Source organism: Hahella sp. NS-SX17, assembly GCF_057367735.1.
The window spans coordinates 6,652,675-6,673,065 of sequence record NZ_CM170632.1 but is presented as its reverse complement, the minus strand read 5'-3'; the positions used below and the strand labels follow the sequence as shown (position 1 = coordinate 6,673,065).

Annotated in this window: 15 protein-coding genes; 1 reads left to right on the top strand and 14 read right to left on the bottom strand. The window is 58.1% G+C overall.

The window, feature by feature from the left end:
- The first annotated feature begins 153 nt into the window (after nt 1–153).
- Nucleotides 154–528, top strand: coding sequence for an HNH endonuclease (locus AC2IBB_RS29795; protein WP_486330289.1), 375 nt, complete (start codon nt 154–156; stop codon nt 526–528).
- Here AC2IBB_RS29795 and AC2IBB_RS29790 read toward each other — a convergent pair.
- From AC2IBB_RS29790 to pigD, 14 genes are all read right to left on the bottom strand, one after another.
- Nucleotides 452–952: a GNAT family N-acetyltransferase gene (locus AC2IBB_RS29790; protein ID WP_486330288.1), complete on the bottom strand. Its 501-nt coding sequence runs from the start codon at nt 950–952 to the stop codon at nt 452–454. The genes AC2IBB_RS29795 and AC2IBB_RS29790 overlap by 77 nt on opposite strands.
- Nucleotides 953–2,063: 1,111 nt before the next feature.
- Complete coding sequence (locus AC2IBB_RS29785; protein ID WP_486330287.1) at nt 2,064–2,666, bottom strand: DUF2239 family protein; 603 nt, start codon at nt 2,664–2,666, stop codon at nt 2,064–2,066.
- Between the two features lie 240 nt (nt 2,667–2,906).
- Nucleotides 2,907–3,524, bottom strand: coding sequence for an RNA ligase 1 family protein (locus tag AC2IBB_RS29780; RefSeq protein ID WP_486330286.1), 618 nt, complete (start codon nt 3,522–3,524; stop codon nt 2,907–2,909).
- 507 nt (nt 3,525–4,031) lie between these two features.
- Nucleotides 4,032–4,763 carry a DUF1295 domain-containing protein gene (locus AC2IBB_RS29775; protein ID WP_486330285.1) on the bottom strand — a complete coding sequence of 244 codons (732 nt, stop codon included), beginning with the start codon at nt 4,761–4,763 and terminating at the stop codon, nt 4,032–4,034.
- Nucleotides 4,764–4,867: 104 nt separating this feature from the next.
- Nucleotides 4,868–5,995 carry a nitroreductase family protein gene (locus tag AC2IBB_RS29770; protein WP_486330284.1) on the bottom strand — a complete coding sequence of 376 codons (1,128 nt, stop codon included), beginning with the start codon at nt 5,993–5,995 and terminating at the stop codon, nt 4,868–4,870.
- 37 nt (nt 5,996–6,032) lie between these two features.
- Nucleotides 6,033–6,836 carry a 4'-phosphopantetheinyl transferase family protein gene (locus AC2IBB_RS29765; RefSeq protein WP_486330283.1) on the bottom strand — a complete coding sequence of 268 codons (804 nt, stop codon included), beginning with the start codon at nt 6,834–6,836 and terminating at the stop codon, nt 6,033–6,035.
- A complete protein-coding gene (locus AC2IBB_RS29760) occupies nt 6,823–7,140 on the bottom strand; it encodes a RedY protein (protein ID WP_486330282.1) in 318 nt (105 codons plus the stop codon). The genes AC2IBB_RS29765 and AC2IBB_RS29760 overlap by 14 nt, the downstream gene beginning before the upstream one ends.
- Before the next feature lie 29 nt (nt 7,141–7,169).
- A complete protein-coding gene (locus AC2IBB_RS29755; RefSeq protein ID WP_486330281.1) occupies nt 7,170–9,998 on the bottom strand; it encodes a beta-ketoacyl [acyl carrier protein] synthase domain-containing protein in 2,829 nt (942 codons plus the stop codon).
- 1 nt (nt 9,999) lies between these two features.
- Nucleotides 10,000–11,625 (bottom strand): amino acid adenylation domain-containing protein, encoded by a 1,626-nt coding sequence (locus tag AC2IBB_RS29750; protein WP_486330280.1) that lies wholly within the window; start codon nt 11,623–11,625, stop codon nt 10,000–10,002.
- Nucleotides 11,626–11,712: 87 nt separating this feature from the next.
- Complete coding sequence (locus tag AC2IBB_RS29745; RefSeq protein ID WP_486330279.1) at nt 11,713–13,962, bottom strand: aminotransferase class I/II-fold pyridoxal phosphate-dependent enzyme; 2,250 nt, start codon at nt 13,960–13,962, stop codon at nt 11,713–11,715.
- 30 nt (nt 13,963–13,992) lie between these two features.
- A complete protein-coding gene (locus AC2IBB_RS29740; protein ID WP_216738632.1) occupies nt 13,993–14,235 on the bottom strand; it encodes an acyl carrier protein in 243 nt (80 codons plus the stop codon).
- A gap of 51 nt (nt 14,236–14,286) precedes the next feature.
- Entirely contained in the window at nt 14,287–15,306 is a 1,020-nt protein-coding gene (locus tag AC2IBB_RS29735) for a methyltransferase (RefSeq protein WP_486330278.1), read from the bottom strand.
- A 34-nt stretch (nt 15,307–15,340) separates the two neighbouring features.
- Nucleotides 15,341–17,881, bottom strand: coding sequence for a prodigiosin MAP biosynthesis aminotransferase PigE (gene pigE, locus AC2IBB_RS29730; RefSeq protein WP_486330277.1), 2,541 nt, complete (start codon nt 17,879–17,881; stop codon nt 15,341–15,343).
- Nucleotides 17,882–17,920: 39 nt separating this feature from the next.
- Nucleotides 17,921–20,386, bottom strand: a complete 2,466-nt coding sequence (gene pigD, locus AC2IBB_RS29725) for a prodigiosin MAP biosynthesis protein PigD (RefSeq protein WP_486330276.1) — start codon at nt 20,384–20,386, stop codon at nt 17,921–17,923.
- Nucleotides 20,387–20,391 lie beyond the last annotated feature (5 nt).

Sequence of the window (20,391 nt, the reverse complement as noted above, 5' to 3'; positions counted from 1 at the left end):
TCCTGAACCATTAGCCTAGCTTTTGGAGCTGATTTACAAGTCTGAACAAGTATAGCATTTCACAATGGAGAGCAAGGTAAGGGGACAGGTAATGACCCAGCGAACCATCAACGACAAGTTAGACCGCCTGATCGAGCGGCAGAGTGACCGTTAATGCCAAAGGCATCGCTAAGACCCTGCAAGGATAAGGGCCGCCCTAATACGACCCGGCGTAAGTCAGGGTACTGTGAGAGCCACGCAGACAAGCGAGAGACGACACGCTGGGGAGACTGGCGACAACAGAAGGGTAGCGACACCCAACGCGGTTACGGTTGGCAATGGGGCAAGCTTAGAGCGCGGATACTGAGACGAGATAACTACCTGTGTCAGGTGTGTTTAAAGCAGGGGCGTACTAGTGCGGCGATTGAGGTGGATCACATTGTGCCCAAGGCTAAGGGTCGGGGCCAAGGTGCTAAAGCGCTATTGCCTCAACCACAAACTCATAAAACCCTTCTACTTCTGGTGGCGATATTTCACCGACAGACCTAAATGGTAACTTATGGAATATGCGCTTCCAAAATGCTAACGCCAGTGTATCGCCTTGATAAACGGAAATATGCCACGCCTTATCTTCTTTGAAGATCATGTTTTTAATAGCGTAACTGGCTATACCACGAGATCGGTACTTAGGAAGAATGAATAAGTCTGCAAGCTCTAGTAGCTCTTTCCCTCTAATCTCCACGGGCTCAATGGTAAGGAACCCGGCGACAGACTGGTCCGAGATAATTAAGTAGACCTCGCATTCTTCTTTTTCTTCAAGAGTGGCCAAAATATAGTCATTGTCGATATCGAATAGGCCGTTGTGATCGATATCCTCGTGTGTGAAATAGGAGTTATGGTATTCGTAAAACTGCCACAGCATGCGTAATACGGGGAAGTCTTCTTTCTTTGCCTTTCTGATAGTGCAGCTCACTATAAGTCCTCGTGCGTAAGAATTTGAAATGGCGGGTAATATTACCTGGTTGGGTGCTGAGCTGGCTAATTGTGGCATATTGGTGTAGTGGTCCAATAACCAAGGCTACCACTAAGGGGGTAGACCTATATACCCAATAATAGTTATTGATGCAGCCTCTACAAATAACTAGCTTTTATTTTGTGCTATGTGGACTTCTAACCCATTTGAAGCTTAAGCACGAGGGGGGGGATGGAAAGCTTCACGTTGACTGATGAGGATTGGCATAAAATTGGAACTCAGTGCTGTAACCAAGAAGCTGTTTCATGCATTGAGGCGAAACTTGAACTCCTTAGAGAGTTAGAGAACAGCTCTTCATTACCGTCAGCAATACTTAATCGGATAAGAGTCTGCGAAAACTGGTTGGAAAATCTGAGACGATACTGGTTAGACATTCAGTCCCAGCCTTTCGAAGTCAATGATTGCGTAAGCTTCCATAGCCTTGTGACAGTGGAGCTTAAGGCGCTTGAAACGATGTTAAGTTGATACTTTTTGAATAAAAGCTAGCTTAATGCTGCTGTGAAGCAGGCTATTTGCTCTATACAACCTTGTGAGCACATATAAACGGACATTTTATGCACGTTGCCTTTGTTCTCTATGAGCTAGGCTGTTCAAAAGCCGGCTGGCTTGAGCTTAACTACCATCACAAACCTTTTCCTTGTGCTTTAAAAGCAGACGTAGTCAACGCGATCATACAAAAAGAGGGTCTTCGCACAGTCACATTGTGGAATATAGCCACAAACGATTCACTATACGAAAAAACGAGCATTCCATCCGCCATGGAGCTAATGGCTTTATACAGAATTTCATTCATTCAAGTAGTATTCGACGACAGGCCATATGTATTACTTACCAATAATGCGTGAAGTAAGAAATACTTCTGGACAGAATCACTCTCCGATGATGTAGCGAAAGTGGACGCCGAGCTTTACGCCATGCAGGAGAATCTGCGCGGCGCGCAGGGATTCCTGTCTGTGGCGGTGACCTATCAGTTTTAGTCTCTCCGCGCGAAAACGGCGACCCGCGCTATAAAAGGGCGCGGGTCGCCGAGCTGAATAGGGGGGGCTCAGTCCTAGGCCTCCGCTTGTTTCTCCATCTCCAACGCCTTCTCAGTCTGATGCCGGATATAGTCCTGAATGTCGTCAGGCCATAGCGAAATCATGTCATCAAAGGTCTCATAGTCTTTAGCGAAGAAGGCGCGACAGGCCTCTTCAAAACCGGGGAAATCGCCGGCGACGGTGGACATAAAGCGATACACGGCTTCCAGCGCCAGGCGTGACCGGTCTTTGTCCACATTGTCGCGTCTGGCTGCTTCGACCAGCTTGCGCAGCGCCACAGATGCGCCGCCGGGTTGCGCTCTTAACCAGTCCCAGTGACGGGGCAGCAGCGTGACTTCTCGCGACACCACGCCAAGTTTGGGACGTCCAGGCCCGGCTTTAGGTTTGGGGGCGCCGTCTTCACTAAGTGCTGCAATTCTGGCGAGGACATCCTCAGCTGCGCCGCGATAATCGACCTCTACAATCCGTCCGGTGGCGTTGTCGTAAATGGCGACGGGAGCGTTGGCGTCCTGCTCCAGTAAGGATTTGGCCTTTAACGCTACTTCCGGTAAGTCGCCGGCGGCGAAAAGCTGGTGGCCGTGAAAGCCGGTATAACTCTGAGTTTCTTTTGCGCTCATCTGTTTCACTCCTGTGCTCGCTCGGATAGTCGGTAACCACGACTATCCTGAAAAATACGTCGCCAATAATACCCGGGTAAAAAATGAAGTCAATATTACCCGGTAAATAATATTTCTTTGGATGTATAAAAAAGCGTTTTTAAAACCACAGGTTAGTGGCGGTGGGCTAGCGCTTAAATGGACAAAGGGGGGAGTTGGGGTGGGGAAAATAAAAGCCTGGGAATCTTCCCAGGCCTGTATTCACCATGAAAAACCGAAGTCTTTTCGTCTCAGTTTGGCCATGCGTCCATCCGGCGCATGCCACACGACGCCTTCCATATTTTGCGCCGCCATCCAGTCGCGCAGAGTGTGGAAGTCCAAGCGTTCCGGCGGCGTCAGGATCTTGCCGCCATGGGCCCACAGCACATGGCGCTGCAGCTGGTAGCGGTTACCCTGAACTTTCGGGCCGACCAGTTCGTAGGTCTGGCCTTCGATCAGTGCGCCGGCGGCCTGTTCAAGGGCTTCGCAATGCCAGCGATCTTCCGGGCTGGCCTCGGAAACCGGCAGCCAGCCGGGCCAGTGTCCAGTGAGGGCGTCAGGTTCCGCCTCGCAAGGCGCAAATCCGTCCGGCGCCGATTTGAACATGGCGTGGTCCAGCGTTGCGAGACGCCCGGCGCGGAGCTTCGCGGCGAACGGCTTACGCAGTTTGCGATCGTAGCGTTTCCACAAACGGCCTGCTCTGAACAGACAGGCGCTGCCGTCGAATTTCTCGGTGGCGAGCCCTATGCCTTGCAACACCCAGGCGGATTCAGGAGCCACTTGCTCCGTAGCCAGATGACTATGGCGATCGATGACGAATAAAGTCTTGATCTTTTTCATGTTTTTTCTCCTATGAAGGTTAAACGGATTTCGAGTCCCGTCCGGCTCCATAAAGAGAGGCGGCATGGTAACGCCAGTTATCAATGGCGGTCAAATCAGGCGGCCCGATTGCACAGAATTTTTCAAATAAATGCATACGACGACGGCCTTTGTCGCTCCGCTGCGTAATATGTCTCTTGTAAGGCGGCGCTGGTCGAAGGTGTGATCGTTTCACTGCAGGGAAGCCACTGCCGTCATGCTGTCTATGTGGTAATGGAAGGCGTAAGAGATAGGGATTTCTCACCCCCACTGAGTTGATGTCCTTGCGCGCACGGAACAGCGCTTAACCCAAAGGGATTTGGGGTCTTTTTCTAAACTGCGGCCAGTAAACTACATTGACAGGCTTTGTTAATCCTCAAATAGCTTCCTTCTATTTGTTTGCAACGACAGGGCCTGCGCATGCCAGGTCCTGCCTCCCGCACCTTGTCGTCGCGCAGTCTCATCCTGCGCCATGAAAATAAATGCAGATTAGATCACAAACGGAATCAGGCACTTGGCCTTTTTCTTATAGTTCCGCCAGGCTTCGCCGTAGCGCTCTTCCGCCATTTTTTCGCTTTTGGGAATGGCGTCCGTCATGTACTGCGCGATATTGGCCAATGGCGCAATGACGCCCCAGGGATTGCCGGCGGTGAGGCCGAAGGCGACGTAAATCAGGAAGTCGCCGAAGTAGTTAGGATGACGGGAATAGCGCCAGAAGCCGGTGTCCAGGATCTGGCCGCGTGAGTTGGGTTGCTGCTTGAATAAGTGCTTCTGATAGTCGCTGCCGAAATGGAAAATGGTGCCGACCAGATAGACGGCGACGGCGCTGTAATCGATCCAGTTTAATGGGCCGACCCGGTCTGCGGCCCATTGGAACGGCAGGCAGTAGAGCCAGCCAAAAACGTTGGCGAGAATGATGGGTAAAAAGTAGATGGCCGACAGCGGCATGACTTCCTTGAGCTTGGCGGCGGCGGTGTTGTTGTACCAAAGCGTGAGCACGACGTTCATACGCAATTGGTAAATAATCACCATGCCGAGCAGCAGGGCTTTGCGCACCAGATCTGCGTCCCCGTACCAGCAATACACCAGCGTGACCGGCAGCAGGGTGTTAAACCCAAAGATAAACGGCGCTTTGGTGTCCTTGGTGATCAGGGCAGCGATGACGCCGGCGACGGCCATGGCCTCGATCACAATGATCATGATTATCCATTGTTGCTCCATATTTCCTTTTCCTTTTTCTATCGAACTTGAGTAGGCCGTCTGGCGACGGGGTTAGGTTGTAATGACGGTCCTGCTGGGTGAGCTGTTCTTTTCGGCTCCGTGCGTCATCCGGCGGCGATGATGCCGTTGGTTTTTCTTCTGGGGCTTTTATCGAAAACTTCTTTGATGGCGCCAAGCCTGGCGAAGAAAATCATGCGCCCGTTTTCGTCCCGCAGACGTTCGATCTCAATGCGCGCCTGATCATGTTGCAGCATGACGCTGGCCGGGTGTATCGCCAGCTTCTGCTCCTGAGCGTTAAGCCAGACCTCCATCAAACGCGCGCCAGCCTGAGTCAGCGCTTTGGGCGTCATATGCTCGTTTCCAAGGTGACAGAACAGCAATTGCGATGAGTCCTCCACCAGCGCGCCAAGCTGTTCCGCCATGCGTTGCGGGGCGCCGAAAGGCCGTAGCGCCTGCATGACCGGCGGCGCCAGCACGCAGCGATAGAACAGACTGCTCCACTTGCTTTGCGGACCGAGCAGGCTTTGCAGGTAGAATCCGTCTTCCGCGTCTTCTTCCAGGGAAAAGTGGATATAACGATAGGTCTCGCGCCAGGCTTTATAGTTGGCGAAGTCCAGCACCGCGTACTGTTTCACCAGCTGCGCCGCGCGACGAATCGTAGCGGGATCGCGTTCGATCAGCATCAGCAAATGCTCACCAGTCAATGACAGTGGCCAGCGCCGCGCCAGCAGTTTCTGTAACCCGTCGTCGCTGATGCGCAAAGGGTTAAAAGGTCCGCGGTGGGTGCGTCGCTGCAGAACCAGACGCCGCCACGTTTCAGCATCCGCGACGGGCGTAACGCGGTCCGGCGTGATACGCACTGCGGTCAGCGTAAGGCAGCCGTGCTCTTGCTCCAGTGCGGCGATGGGCGAACTCTTCTCGTCTTCACAAAGCCAACGCAGGCGCCAGTCATGGCCACGGACTCCCAGCGTCATGCAAAACAAGCCCAGAAATAAGCCGCAACTCATCAGCATTTCAATTTCCAGACTTTCCAGGGCTTTGAGTTTACGAGCGCTGTTCAAGGCCAGGACGACGCATTGCTCTCCTTCCTGAAGCGCTTCTCCAAGGAGTGCGCTGGCCCGCTCGCGTTCCTGAACATGTATTAACGTCCAGGGTTGCGAGTTGTGGGATGACGGCGCCCAGCGCGCCATATCCACGGTTTCCTGAAGTTCATGGGTGAAATCCGACGGCATAAATAAAGCTCCAATCTTTAAATAAATTCCTTGCGAACTAAGAACCCCTAAGCCGGTCGCAGACCTCCGGCGGGCTGCCGACAACCACCAAGGCGCATCCCTGAAATCGGTCCGCAATCGCCACCAGAGGCGTATTGGCGACGGCGCCGAGTTCCCGGCTGAGTCGTCGTGATAGCGTCCAGGACAATGCGCTGGCGTCCCCTGGCGGATGCAGTTCTACGTCAGCGAACCAGCCAAAAATGCTGCGTCCGTAGCATTTCAGTAGCGCCTCTTTGAACGCCCACGCCATGGTGGCGGAAGCGTCGCGTTCGATACGTCCGCGGCGTAACAGCCAGCGCCGCTCCTCTGGGGTGAACGCCATTTCCCAGACTGAGCCGCAGAAGGTGCGAACGGGTTCGATATCGACGCCGACGGGGCAACGCCCAGCCGCCGCAACGGCCCAGTCGCCAGCGTGACTGATGCTGACGTAGCCTTCCATGTTGGCTTCCGGACGGCCTTGATGGGGATCAGTTTTGCAATTGCTGATAATGATGTCCCGTAAGGCGCGCTGGGGCGCCGCCAACTCTGCCTGCAAGCGCTGGAGTGCCTGTTTTCCGGCCAGTCTTCCCGCGCCCCATTCCAGCTTACGTTTGGCGAAACGAATCTGGCGCAGATGGCGTCGTTCGCGCAGGTCGAATACCCGCCGCAAGTCCGCCTCCGTTTCAAAATGGCTGCGCCAGCGATTCACAGACACGGCATACAGACGCCAGGGACCGACCATCAATGAGCGGTTCCAGTCTGATGCCGGTAATTTCCCCGAATGCAGCCGGGGGTGAGACGCAGCAGGCTCAGCCTGCGGCATAGCCCGAGCCCAGCTGCTCGCCCGCCAACTCTTCAACGACTTCCGCCATACGGGAAAAGGCCTGCACCAGTCCGGCGAAGGTTGATGTTTCCATATCGGCGTCAAAGGCGGCGCGGTCGGTTATTTTTATCACCTCCACATAGTGATAAGGAGCGTTTGGCTCCAAAGAGGCGCGATGCACGTCAAAGCGCACGACGCTGGGCAGGTCGGGGCAGGTGGCGTAATCGACGTTTTGCACCCAGGACTCAAAGGCGTCAGCTTGAGCGACATCGAACAGGCGGATTTTGTGAATGATGGTTTCCATTTCGTTCCCTTTCCTTTCCTTTCCTTTCCTTAATTTGCAGTGTATTGAGAGTCGTCCTGCGCCGCATGGGTATCGGTTACGGACTTTAAGAGCAGATGATAGTTAACGCCGCCGGTGCCGAATGAACTGACGGCGGCGTATCGGGCGTCTTCGCCCAATGGCCAGGGTTGCAGGGCGGTGGCGGGCTCCGTGGGAATTTCCGCCAGGGGCAGCTCCGGATTCATCTCCCGTCTTAACAGCGTGGCGGGGATATCACCGTAACGGATCGCCAGCAGGGTTTTCAATAGGCCGGCTGACCCTGCTGCGGCGAAGGTATGTCCGATATTGGATTTGATCGAACCGACCTTAAGCGAACCGCTTCGTTCTTCTGTCCGGTACACCTCATTCAGTGCGGTCAGCTCCGCAATATCTCCCAATCGGGTGCCCGTGCCGTGGGTCTCCACATACTGCACGTGAGCGGGAGAGTAGCCAGCTTGAGCGAAGGACTTGCGCATGGCCAGCGCCTGTCCCTGTGGGTCCGGCGCCGTCATGGAGCGGGCGTCGCAGGAAGCGCCGACGCCGGTGATGGCCGCGTAAATACTATCGCCATCCCGCAATGCGTCACTCAGACGCTTGAGGACGAACATGCCGGCGCCGTCTCCGGGTGAAAACCCATCGGCGTCTACCGCGAAAGGCGCAATTTTGTGTTGCGACAGCATCATTTGCGCGGAACACAGCGTTAGATCGCGAATGTTCACCGGCAACTCCACGCCTCCCGCCAGCACCATATCGTAGCGATGACTGCGCAGCGCCAGCACGGCGTTATGCAGCGCCGCCAGGGAAGAGGCGCAGGCCGCTTCCACTGCTGCGGGGGCGGCGTTGAGCTGAAAGCAATTGGAGATCAGCGCTGCGATGCCGCTGGCGGAAAAGCTGTCGAGCGTGAAGTGATCGACCTCTTCAGGGGAGAGCCGCTGTTTTTCTGAGGCGTCTTGAAAGTACGCCGCCAGCGGCGAGCCGGCGAACAGCGCCTGCAACTGGGGATAATGCAGCGCCGCCGAAAGTGCGCGTTCCTGTCCCAGATTCAGGTTGCTGGCGATAAACACCGCTGTGGCGCCTTGGCGCTGATGCTTGCGCGACAGTCCATAATCCGCCAGCGCCTCGGCGGCGCATTGCAGCCCCAGCTTTTGTGCTTTGTCCATGCCGGCGGCGCGGCGCGGAAATATTTTGTAGGGGGATAAGTCAAACTCGCTTTGCTCCAGCGCCGCGCCATATTGCGCGTAACAGCTCAACGGTCGCGATGCGTCCGCGCTGAAGAAGGCGCGACGGGGCAGTACTGATTCCGGCAATAGCTGAACGCCATCGGCGCTGTCCCACAGGCCTGCGCGTATTGCCGCCACGTCGCGCCACGGACCGAAAGAACCTCCAATGCCGACAATGGCGATGGGTTCCTGGGACGCCGGAGTTGATTCAATGTCCGCCGGGGCCGCACCCGGGCTGGACAGCACCAAATGCCAGCTGACGCCGCTCAGTCCGCCGCCGCACACGCCGGCGATACGCTCGTCCGTTTGCGGCCAGGACTCGCTGCGTCCGGCGCCGTAGTCGATGTTCTGGCGTAGCAATAAATCCTGGCTGTCCACTTGCGGCATGGCGGGAATGCGACCGTAGTGCAACGCCAGACTGGCGGCGGCGATGGCGTTAAGTCCGGCGCTGGCGAAAGCGTAGCCCAGGTTGGCGACGCAGGAGCGCAGACGCAAAGAGACCTTCTCGTCATGGCGCAAATCCGCCAGCGCGGTCAACAGGGCTTTGCTTTCTTCCACATGACCGGGCAAGGCGCACTCAATGTAGCTTTGTCTGGCGGGATCGATATTGGCCTGACGGCAGGCTTCCGCAGCGGCTTGATACTTCAATGCGGCATCGCCGCCGTAGCGGTAGCCTGAGGGGGAATCGCGGCGAGCGCTGGCGGCGCCGCGAATGACACTGTAGATACGATCGCCATCCCGGCGCGCATCGCTGAGCTTCTTCAATAATAACGCCGTGGCGCCTTCCGCTAACGGCGCTCCGGGTGAATTGGCGGTGAAAGGCGCGCCGGACGCGAAGCCTTTTTTTTCCAGAGCGAGGGCGGGCAGCAGGCTGTCATAGCGTTGCCCGGCGATGACCAGCGCCGCTTTGGTCTGGCCTCCTGACAGCGCCAGCAAGGCGGCCTCCAGCGCCACGTAACTGGTGGCGTCGGCGGACTCCAGCGCCTGGGCGCGGCCGCGAAATCTGAAATGCGAGGCGATGCGGGCGGGTATGCTGCTCGCCATTTCGCCGACGCGATCATGGGATGACAAGCCGAAATGCTCGCGCAGACGTCCGCGAATGGCGTCCAGGTCCGCTTCGCAATCTCCAGAACGTTGCTCCGCGGCTTCGTAAGCGAGTCGCACGCCTTCCACTTTCAAGGCGTTGTTAAGGGCGCTGTCGAAGCAAAAGCAGGCGCCGCTGTACACGTCCGTATCGTCGAGAGGCGGCAGCTTGTCGGGATAGCCTGCGTCACGCAGACATTGCTCCGCCGCGCGCAGCTGTAACAGCATCATCTGGGAAACGGATTTGCGGTAGGCGGGAGGGATGCGAAAGCGTTTGAAGTCGCTTTCCGCCTCTGTAAAAAATGAACCGCGCCAAGCGTCCAGGTGCGCCCTGGCCGCTGCGCTGGTTTGCGGTATCCGATGCGCAGGCATGGCGCGCAGAGGGGCGTGATCGCCCTGCTCAAGCAGTCTCCAGAACGATTCCGTATCCTGGGCGGAGGGGGTAATGCAGGCGATGCCGACGATAGCGACAGGCTCGCGCAACGTCTGGTCATGAGAGCCGGGTGAGGTGGCGGAAAGTAAGCTGGCGTCAGTCATATCAGGCAACCGGGTCCGTATGAGTTTTTGGCGCAACAGTCGGCTTGGGCGCCAACGCTGTTAACGCCAGATAATCAATTTTGCCGTTGCGGCTTTTCGGCAGTTCGTCCAGCTTGCGCACCAGCTTGGGAATCATGTAACGGGGCAGCCGCGTCTGACAGTGTTGCTTGATGGCGAGCACACTGGGCGCAGAGGAGGGATCAACCGCACTGAAGTAAGCAATCAGGTTTTGCGCCTGCTCGGTGATTTCCGCCACCACGGCGATTTCCCGGATGCCCGGCATGGTCGACAACGCCGCTTCGATCTCTCCCAGCTCCACCCGGTAGCCATTGATTTTCAGCATGCGGTCCTTGCGCCCGTGGTAGTACAGGTACCCGTTTTCGTAACCCACCAGATCGCCGGTCGCGTGGCGTCCCTGTAGGTGGTTGTCGGAGTTGACGGGATCGACGCGGTTGCGATAACCCGGCGTGACGCAGGAGCCCTCGATGATCAGTTCGCCGATTGCGCCGGGAGCGCTGACAGGTTGGCCCTGGTCGTCCAGCACAAGGGCGGTTTGTCCGGGCAGCGGAGCGCCGATATACACCGGCTTGTCCCGTTGCAGATCCTCCGCCGTCACTCGATAGTAAAGGCAGACATTGGTTTCGGTGGGTCCATAGAAGTTATAGAGCGCGCAATCACCGGGCAGACGCTGGCTTAGCTCCCGTAAAGGGCGAATCGGAAATACTTCGCCAGCGAAAATCAGATAGCGTAGCGAGGCGGTGACGTCAGTATCCAAAGCGCCTGCGTTCACCATCAGGGACAGGATGGAGGGAACGCTGTACCATACGCTGATCCCATAGCGCCGAACGCCCTCCGCCAGCGCGGCGACATCCCGTTGTTGTTCTTCGCCGATAACCCAGACCCCTGCGCCCGCCGCCGCTGCGGCGAACAGATCGAAGGTGCTGAGATCGAAATGGAAGCCGGCGTGGTTGGAAAAGACGTCCCGTTCGCTCAGGGAAAGTTCTTGCAACGCCCAGCCAATAAAGGCGTGCAGATTGCCGTAGCTGATCTGTACGCCCTTGGGCATGCCGGTGGAGCCGGAGGTGAATAGAATCGCCGCCAGATCCTGTGGGCCGGGATGATTCGGCGTTTGCTCCGGCGGAGGTTCGAAGGCGCCCGCCGACGCCCGTGACGCGATAGCGAAACGACCGGGCGCCGCCGCATCGGGAACTTTGTGAAAGTCGGTGACCAGCGCTAACCGTAATGACGTGTAAGTCATATCGTCCAGTTGTTCAAAACGGGCGCTGTCCGTGACCAGAATGGCGGGCTCCGCGCCGGCGAGAATTTTTTGCGCCCGCTCCACCGGCTGCATGCCATCCATGGGAACATACACGCCGCCGCACTCCATGGCGGCGTAGAGGGCGACGACATAGTCGATTTGTTTGGGCAGCCAGATGGCCACGCGATCCCCCGGCTGCAGACCGGCGTAGCGGAAATAGCCGGCCCACCGACGCACCCTGGCGTAGAACTGCTCGTAGCTCATTTCCTCCGGGCCGACAAACGCCGGACGCTGGGGAAAGTTGACGGCGGAGCGTCGTAAATAGTCGATGACAGGGACAAATCCGTTTTCCGTTTCTTGTACTTTCATGCCTGTTCTCCTCCAATCCTGCATTAAGCTGGCGCAGTGACGTCATCAACCCGGACGGCTGGCGGTGCGCCATCCGGGCTGATCGGATCACAGCGTGACGGGAATATTCACTTCTTTCGCTGCGTCGATGATGATCTGCGCCGCCAGATCCAGGTCTTCTTCGGTGTGTTCGCTGGTGACGCTGATGCGTAGACGCGCATCGCCCACCGCCACACCGGGGAACACCACGGTCTGGCAGTACATGCCGCGGGCGCGGACGGCGCGGCCGAGCTCCAGGGTTTTGCGGTCGTCGCCCACCACCACCGGAATAATGGCGCTGTTGGAATGCTCCAGATCGAACCCGGCGCCCAGCAGGCGACCGCGCAGGCGATGGATATTGCTCCAGAGTTTGCTCAAACGTTGCGGCTCACGCTCCATCACGTCGATAGACGCGATCACCCCCGCCGCCACGGCGGCGGGAATCGTGGCTGCGAACACGTAAGAGTTGGAATAGAAACGCAGGTACTCCACCACGTCTTCATCCGCGCACACGAAGCCGCCGACGCCAGCCAGCGCCTTGCTCATGGTGCCCAGCTCCAGATCAGCCATGCCCTTCATGTTGAAATGCTCGGTGGTGCCGGAGCCGGTTTTGCCGAGAACGCCGGTGGAGTGGGCGTCATCCACCAGTACGCGGGCGCCGTATTGCTGCGCCAACTCCACCAGGCGCGGCAAATCGACGATATCGCCATGCATGGAGAACACGCCGTCCGTGACGATCAGCTTGCCGCCGTCGTGGTCGGCGTATTTTTTCAGCGTGGTTTCCAGGCTTTCCATGCTGTGCTGATAGATCTTGCGGGAAGCCCCGGAGAGTTTGCAGCCGTCCTGAATGCTCATGTGGTTGATGGAGTCGGTGAACACCAGATCGTTGCGTCCGGCCAGTGCGGAAATACAGCCCAGGTTGGCGGAATAGCCGGACGGATACACGATGCAGGCCTCGCGTCCTTTCAGCTTGGCCAAGCGATGCTCCAACTCTTTGTGTAAGACATTGCTGCCGCCGATCAGACGACAGCCTGTGTTGGTGGCTCCGTAGCGACGGGCGCCTTCGGCGATGGCTTCGATGACTTCGGGATGGTTGGCCAGTCCAAGATAATTGTTGGAGGCGAACATCAGAAACTCACGACGGCGTCCGGTGACTTCGTCATAGATCACCGCGCGATTGCGGCATTGGGACTCCAGAGGCATGCCGTACCAATACAGCTGCGCCTGTTGCTTCGCCAGATAAAATTTGCGGAACTCCCGGGTCTTATGAAACAGATCCTGATCCGGCAGATTGACGAAATCCTTCATGGTGCGGGGGTCGTTTTCCGCCGCTGCGTTGGCGTCGTAGCTCGCTTCCAGATGCTCCGTTCCCAGAGCTTCAACCTGATGCGGACGGCTGGCGCGGATGTATTGCAGCAGCTTCTCGGGGGTATCGCAGTCCGCCAGACTCAGGTGAGCGGGCATGCCGTGCTCACTGCGTAGACGGTCATGCAGGGCGGATATGTCCTTCTGCCCAAAACCGCTGGCGAGGAAGCTCAGCTTGAACTGGTCCGCCAGTTCTGTCGTCGCGTCGCTGGGCTCCTTCACGTAGTCCTGATTAAGACGATCGATGAAATCCGTCCACTTGCCATCACCGCTGGCGCGGCCTTCCGCTGGTTGTTTGGAAGCAGATGGTTCGGAAGCAGATAGCTTGGAAGCCGGTTGTGACGCCGGAGCGGCGCCAATTTCTTTGGCGGGACGGGCCAGAGCGGCGTCGGCGCCGATTTCGCGCAGGTAGGCGATAACCTGTGCGATGGTGCTCAGGCCGGCGGGAAAACCGGCTTTCTCCATACGCATGAGCTTAGCGATCTCCGCCAGCACGGCGGCCTGAGTGACGGAGTCGACGCCCAGATCGCCTTCCAGGTCTGCTTGCAGATCCAGCTCGCTGCGACGATAGCCGGTGTGAGCCTGATACACGTCGAGCACGTTCGCGCTCAGTGCGTCGTCCTGTACGTCAGCGCGGTGGGCCGGCGCCGATTGCTGCGCAGCCTTGGCGACGCTGAGGCCTTCTTTCTGCAGGCGTTGACCGATATGGCGCAGCAGTTGCCCGACGTTGTCCAGGCCTGCTTGCACGGCTTTATTCTGCAGCCCAAGGGTTTGATAAATTTCCGCCTGCACGGAAGCCAGGGTGATGGAGTCAACGCCCAGGTCGCCCTCGAAATCCGCTTCGTCGTCAAAGTCTTCCTGTGCGTACTCCGTGTGACGTTGCAGGGCGCTCAGCACCAGGTCCCGCAGAGACTCTTCCGCCTGTTGCGTATCGGCAAATACTTGTTCTGTCATGGTGTTACCTCATTCCTTGAATATTCGGGGCTAGTGTTGTTGCAGGCGCGTGACCAGATCCACCATCTTACGCACGGAGGCGAAGTTGCCGGGGGTAACCTGATTGAGGGGGATTGATGCGCCGGTTTCCCGCCGCAGTAAATCCACCAGATCGAACAGGGAGCCGGAGTCAATAATGTTGAGTTCCAGAATCGGGGTGTCCGCGTTGAACCCCTGATCGTCCGAGCCCAGATAATTCTCGGAAATGTAGGTTAATAATGTGTTCTCTAGCATTGTGCATCTTCCTTTTTGAGGGGGGCTGGAAGACGGGCCGAAGCCCGTTGGTCAGGCCTTTTCTCCGACGAATAACGTGCGCGGTCCGTTGATGCGCAGCACTCTCACGTTGCTGAACCCGGCCTCTTCAAAGCGCTGCATGTACTGCTGCGCCGTGGACTCCACGCCGCCATCCGTGGACACCAGCATGTTGATGGAGAGCAGGGAGGTGAACAGCGGGCCGCTTTCGTCCTCGTCCAGGGGCGTTTCGCTGGCCATGAAGACGCCGCCGGTCGGCAGGGCGTCGTAGATGTTGCGCAGAATCTGCAGCTGCGTGTCAGGGGCGTAGTCGTGCAACATCCAACCCAGGTGAATCAGGTCGTACTCCTGTTGCGGAATGGTTCCGGTGATGACGTCGCCTTCAACTACCTTGATGCGATCAGCGAAATCGCCGGACATGATTTTGTCGCGCACATAGCAGGCCGCTTTGGGTAATTCACAAATGGCGATCTCCAGATGCGGGCAGGCTTCCGCCACGGCGACGGGCAAGCTGCCGACGCCGCTGCCGATGTCCATGAAGCGGCTGTAAGCGGAAAAGTCCACGCCTTCCACCATGCCGTCAATAAAGGGCTTGGCGAAGATGCCCAGGAACTCCTGAAAGTCCGTTACGTCGGACGGGTTTTGATACAGGATATCGAACCAGCTGCGTTTGTCGCCGAACACCGCCTCCCGTTGATCTTTGTCGTCACGTACCGACTGGGCGGTGTTGGACCACAGCGGATACAGGAATGCATCGATATGGCGACCCAGCCAGCCCAGCCACTGCGGCGACTGGCTGACCAGATAGGGCGCGGCGCCCGGAGCCAGGGAATAGGCGTCCCCCTCGCGTTGCAGCAGTCCCATCGCCTGCAGCGCGATCAGCATGCGCTTGCCCGAAGCGACTGGCGCATTGGCGCGGGCGCAAATGTCTTCCAGGGAGGCGGGGCCCTCCGCCATGGCGTCGAACAGCCCCAGATCAAAGGCGGCGGTCAGAGTTTTGGTCTTGAAGAAGCCCATCATCAGGTCAACAATTTGGTCTTTGCTACTTTCCATCGCTATCTCTCCATACGTTCAAAAAAGGCGTTATTTAGTTCATAAAAGTGGACATTTCTTCGCATACGGTGGCGAAGGATTTCACGAAGTGATCGACTTCCTCCTTACTGATGATCAGCGGGGGTTGGATACGGATCACGGTGGAGCTGTTGGCGGTAACGAACGTCAGAATGCGGTGATCGTTACTGAGCTTGGTGACGAAGCGCATGCAGAACATTTCCGCTAACGACTCCTCCATCTTGTCCACAGCCGCCGCCAGGTGCTCGCGAACTTCATCAGGGAAAAAGCGGTACGCCAGATGCCAGTCTCCTGGCAGACGCGTGCCGAATTCCCGGGCGCAGGCTTCCACGGCGCCGCTGAAATCGTTGTTGAACTGGATGCCCAACATCAGGCCGCGGCCGCGCACTTCTTTGATAAAGGGATAGGTTTGCACCGCTTGTTGCAGTTCGGCTTTGAAGTAGTCGCCCATCTCTTGCGAGCGGCGGGGCAGATCCTGCTCTATCACGCCTTCCAGCGCGGCGAGCCCGGCGACGCCAGCCAGGTTGCAGCCGCCGAAGGTGGAGGTGTGCAACAGGAAGCGGCCGGTGGAGGCGTAGGCCGCGTCCCAGATCTTCGCGGAGCTGAGCGTGGCGCCAATGGGAATCAGCCCGCCGGACAGGGACTTCGACAACACCATGATGTCAGGCTCCACGCCTTCCCATTCGCAGGCGAACAGGCGTCCGGTGCGTCCCAGGCCGGTCTGGATTTCATCCACGATCAGCAGGGTTCCTGTGCGCCGACACAGTTCCTGGGCGGCTTTCAGATAGCCGTCCGGGGGCAGATAGACGCCGCCTTCTCCCTGGATCGGCTCAATGATGAACGCACACACGTCGCCTTGCTCCAGTTCAACGCGCAGCGCCTCCAGATCGCCGAACGGCACGCCAGTGCAACCCGGCAGCAAGGGGCGGAAGTGCTTCTGATGCTTTTCGCGACCGGTGACGGAAAGCGCGCCCAGTGTCTTGCCGTGGTAACTGTTGTTGGCGAAGACAAAACGGGAGCGGCGGCTGGCCGCTTTCGCCAGTTTCAGCGCCGCCTCCACGGCTTCCGTACCGGAGTTGCTGAAGAAGACCCGTTCGAAGCGCCCTGGCGCCACGGCGCAAAGCCGCTCCGCCAGCTTGGAGGTTTCTTCCGGCAGGGAGACGTACTGCACGAAGTTGGGCCCCATATTGGCTACGTATTTCTGAATCGCTTCGGTCACCACTTGCGGGTTATGGCCCAGATTGAGGCAGCCGTAACCGGACACCATATCCAGAAAACGCTCGCCGTCCGTATCGGTCAGGGTGCATCCTTCCGCGCGTTCGAAGACCTTGTCGCAGCGCTGCATCTGCAGGAAATCCGCCAGCATCGGGTTGATATAACTGCGGAAACGCTGCACTGTTTGCGAGCGGCGCGCTTCGCCTGAATCCGGCTCTGTCGCCGCCAGATCCGAAGGGGTATACCCTGGCGCCAGAGCTTTACCGCTATGGTGAAAACGACGCAGGCCGTTGATCAGTTCGATGTTGATGCGCTCGCCAAAGGACGCCAGAGGGAAGGCGCGGAAGCCATGACGTTCCGCCATCGCTCCAATCTCCAGCACTTTTTCCGGTGGCAAGTCGCGTCCGATGGAGAAGCATTCCGCACGGCCTTCCAGAGCCAGCACCATGGTTTCCGCCAGACAGCCGTTGATCTGCTGCTTGATTGACATATTCATGGATTCGCCGCCCAATTTGGTATCCGGCGAAGCGGTGACGCATCCGCCGTCCAACACCAGTACGTCGGTGCGGGGCGTAGGGGGACGTTCCGCGTCACGGGGCAGGGCGATGTCTACGACAATGGAGCCGGGCGACAGGCGGGATACATCGATCACGCCGCCGGACGAAGTGGCGGCGGCGAACAGACGATTGCGCTCATACGCCGCATCCATGGAGTTCAACAAGGTGACCCGGCCGCGCCGATGCTCGGGCAGATGCTCCAGCAGTTGCGCATCATCCGCTGTGCCCCGGTGAACCAGATCCAGACGACATCCCAGTTGCAGCAACAGCTTGGCCAGCGCCAGACAGATGGAGCCGGGATAGCCGACTATCGCCACCTGCGCGTCCGCCGGATCGAGCTGCAAACGCTCCAGCGTCTGTAGCAGTACGGTGTATCCCGCGTAGGTGGTGAGAGAATTGCCGCTGGTCACGGGGATGCCGGCGCGCTCCGCCGTCACCAGCCCGCGCTTGCCGATAATGGAGGTAAAGCCGCCCAGCCCTACGAGCTGAGCGCCCTGCGCCTGCAACGATTCGATGCCTTCGAAAATACGCTGTTGCACCGCCCGGGGCGTGGACAGCATTTCCTCAGCGGTGAGTGGAAGGTAATGCACGATGCCTTCGCAGCTCACTCCGGCGGGGGACTGAATGCGGCAGAAGTCGACGAAGGGCACCAGATTGCGATGGCTCCAAATGTCCCGCTGATAGCCCACTTGCAGGTCTCGCGAGCTGCGGTCGAGCAAGTCGAGCATTTTTACGTAGCGTTTCAGCCCGATGGAGGTCGGGTGTCCGATAAATCCGAATTTCATAACAGTGATATCCTTTACTGAACTGCTATCCGCCAGCGTCTAAACGACAGGCTGCGCGCTTTCCGTTTCTGTTGCCGTTGCTGTTTCTGCTTTCGCTTCAGCTTGCGGCTGAGTGGCCGGGTCGCGCTGCCAGCCGGTGGCGGTGGCCAGACTGATGCCGTCGCCTTCGTTGTTGTGGGAGACCATCACCGAGAACAAATTGACGCAACCCGGGCGCAGTAGCGCGGACGTCAGCGCCGCCGGATCGAATGTGGTCAGCGTGCGCGAGGTGAAACGCAGCCCGCCCAGCTCGTCCTCCCAATCCTGATCGGTGACATTGACCAAGCGCATTTGCCGCGAGGTGTAATTGAATAGAATGCGTTCCTGATAGGTGTTAATGACCGAATGCCCGCCATTGCAGAAATAGAAAATGGTGAGATTGCGGTTCATGCGACCGGGATAGCTCAGGGCGTTCTCCAACAGCGAGGGGAGCACGTCGGGAGTGAGGCCTTTGGCGCCGTCTCCGATGAACGCCACTACGTTGGAAGGGCTGGTGAACGCGAGGCTGATGCTGGCCATGAGGGCGTCGCCCATCAGGGCGCGTCCGTACCAGCCGGAAAAGCCGCGGCGGGTGCGCGCCAGATTGCGCACGGCTGAAATACCGCAGCGCCCGACGTCATAGAGACCGGTGTAGTCGTAACCATGCTCGACGATCAGTTTCTCCATCAGCTTGTTGAGGCGGGCGAAGAAATAGTTCGGCGTCATGGGGGTAGTCGGCAGGCGGCTCGCCATATCCGAGGGGGTGTCAGGCACAGACGCAATGGCTTGATAACGTCGCGCCACCAGCTCCGGAGACGGGGCCAGATGCTTGTCCACGTAGCGGAGAAACTGTTTGTGCTCCAGCACCAGCGGGAAGTCGGTGTAAGGCGAAATATGCTCGGGATTTTCGGTCAGCTGCACAATCTGCAGCTTGCGCTGCAAACGGCCATCGGAGAAAGGCGTGCACACCTGATGCAGCTTGCTCTTTATGAAAAACAGACACTGCTCGGACTGCGGATTCATTTTGTCGTTGGTGTGCAGAAAGTTGTACACCCGCGGGCTGTAGCCATAGACCGCCAGGGTGCCAAGGTAATTGCGATTGCGTTGGCAATGGCGGAACTTGGGTACGGAGCCGGGATAGGTGAGTGAGTCCACCAACGCGACGCCCGCGCGCTCTGCGATGGACAGCGTCAGCTCCAGTTCTTCATCATCCATGGCGCCGCACTGCCAGACCAGCTTGTCCGGGCCCTCATTCAGCAACGACATGACTTGATCCAGCACCGGCTGGACCGACTCAGGAATGATGTCCGACGGCGCTTCCGGAGCGGGCGGATAAGCAATGTCGAAGCGGCTGCAGGCTTCCAGCACCGCCTGGGTGGCCAGCAGCACCACCGGACCGCGTTTAGCGTCGTACAGCTCCATCGCTTTCTGCAGATCTTCCTGCAGGCGATCGACATCGTTGAGGTACAGGCAGGGCAGCCCACGGGCGTTAATCACCTCCCGCGAATCCTCTTCCGCAGATACGGTGCCCTGAAAGGCGAACCATTGATCATGCCGGTTTTCCGCGCAGACGATGAAACCTTGCGCCCGCGCTTCCCGCAGGTTGGCGATAGTGCCCTTGAACTCGTCGATCATGCCGCTGGTGACCACGATCAGGAAGGGGCGGCGGTACAACTGCCAGTTGGCCATCGCGCCGCAGGCCAGACTGTGTTCGCTGGGACCGCGCAGCAGTAGCACATTACGGCTCTCAGCCTCCTGCTCCAGATGGTTGATCATGTTGGAGACCAGGGAGCCGGTGAAATAGAAGCCCAGCCATTCCGATCCCGCCCGCGCGCTGAGGAAGTTGATCAGATGCTCCCCCAGAGTGTTGTGCGGCAGCACCCGGGCTGCGGGTTTGACGCGCCGGTTGACGTAACTCATTTCAAAGAAGTCCATCCACAGACAGAGTAAATCCGCCTGCAATAGAGAACGGTCGTCCGGTAGCTGGCGCTCAATGTATTCCATCGGCTGGTGCCGTATGCGCGGACGTTGCGGCAGGGTGTAAACCACGGTTGAAAATGAGGACTGGAAGACGGGAATGTCCGCCTCCCGCAATGCCGTATAGAAAGCCTGTAATTGCGTGTCGATCTGCTGAGGCGTCAGATCTTCAAACTGCGGATCGGCGTAGTCGACGTACACCATACCCACCTGAAAGTTGGCGCCGGGCAGGGGCGTTTGCTGGATTTTCTCACGCGCTCGCGCAAGGTTGTCCGCCTGGATCACCCGCATGGAGATACGCTCCTTGCGCTTGCCAAGGAAGCGCACCGCTTTGTCGCGGGCTTCTTCATAAACGGGGTGCGTACTGGGCAGCTTCTCTTCGAATTCGATATCCGCGTCCAGAGATACTTGTTGGAATACTTCACCGCGAATGTCGCTCAAAACGCTGAGTCCGGTTTCGAAAAAACCGCGACTGCGGGTGACGACGATGACCCCTATCGTAATTTCCATAATCA

Excerpts from the sequence above, each read along its gene's own strand:
- AC2IBB_RS29760 (WP_486330282.1), bottom strand. The coding sequence starts at position 7,140 with ATGGAAACCATCATTCACAAAATCCGCCTGTTCGATGTCGCTCAAGCT.
- AC2IBB_RS29735 (WP_486330278.1), bottom strand. The coding sequence starts at position 15,306 with ATGGAAAGTAGCAAAGACCAAATTGTTGACCTGATGATGGGCTTCTTC.
- AC2IBB_RS29755 (WP_486330281.1), bottom strand. The coding sequence starts at position 9,998 with ATGACTGACGCCAGCTTACTTTCCGCCACCTCACCCGGCTCTCATGAC.
- AC2IBB_RS29780 (WP_486330286.1), bottom strand. The coding sequence starts at position 3,524 with ATGAAAAAGATCAAGACTTTATTCGTCATCGATCGCCATAGTCATCTG.
- AC2IBB_RS29770 (WP_486330284.1), bottom strand. The coding sequence starts at position 5,995 with ATGCCGTCGGATTTCACCCATGAACTTCAGGAAACCGTGGATATGGCG.
- AC2IBB_RS29785 (WP_486330287.1), bottom strand. The coding sequence starts at position 2,666 with ATGAGCGCAAAAGAAACTCAGAGTTATACCGGCTTTCACGGCCACCAG.
- AC2IBB_RS29775 (WP_486330285.1), bottom strand. The coding sequence starts at position 4,763 with ATGGAGCAACAATGGATAATCATGATCATTGTGATCGAGGCCATGGCC.
- AC2IBB_RS29750 (WP_486330280.1), bottom strand. The coding sequence starts at position 11,625 with ATGAAAGTACAAGAAACGGAAAACGGATTTGTCCCTGTCATCGACTAT.
- pigD (WP_486330276.1), bottom strand. The coding sequence starts at position 20,386 with ATGGAAATTACGATAGGGGTCATCGTCGTCACCCGCAGTCGCGGTTTT.
- AC2IBB_RS29740 (WP_216738632.1), bottom strand. The coding sequence starts at position 14,235 with ATGCTAGAGAACACATTATTAACCTACATTTCCGAGAATTATCTGGGC.
- AC2IBB_RS29795 (WP_486330289.1), top strand. The coding sequence starts at position 154 with ATGCCAAAGGCATCGCTAAGACCCTGCAAGGATAAGGGCCGCCCTAAT.
- pigE (WP_486330277.1), bottom strand. The coding sequence starts at position 17,881 with ATGAAATTCGGATTTATCGGACACCCGACCTCCATCGGGCTGAAACGC.
- AC2IBB_RS29745 (WP_486330279.1), bottom strand. The coding sequence starts at position 13,962 with ATGACAGAACAAGTATTTGCCGATACGCAACAGGCGGAAGAGTCTCTG.
- AC2IBB_RS29765 (WP_486330283.1), bottom strand. The coding sequence starts at position 6,836 with ATGCCGCAGGCTGAGCCTGCTGCGTCTCACCCCCGGCTGCATTCGGGG.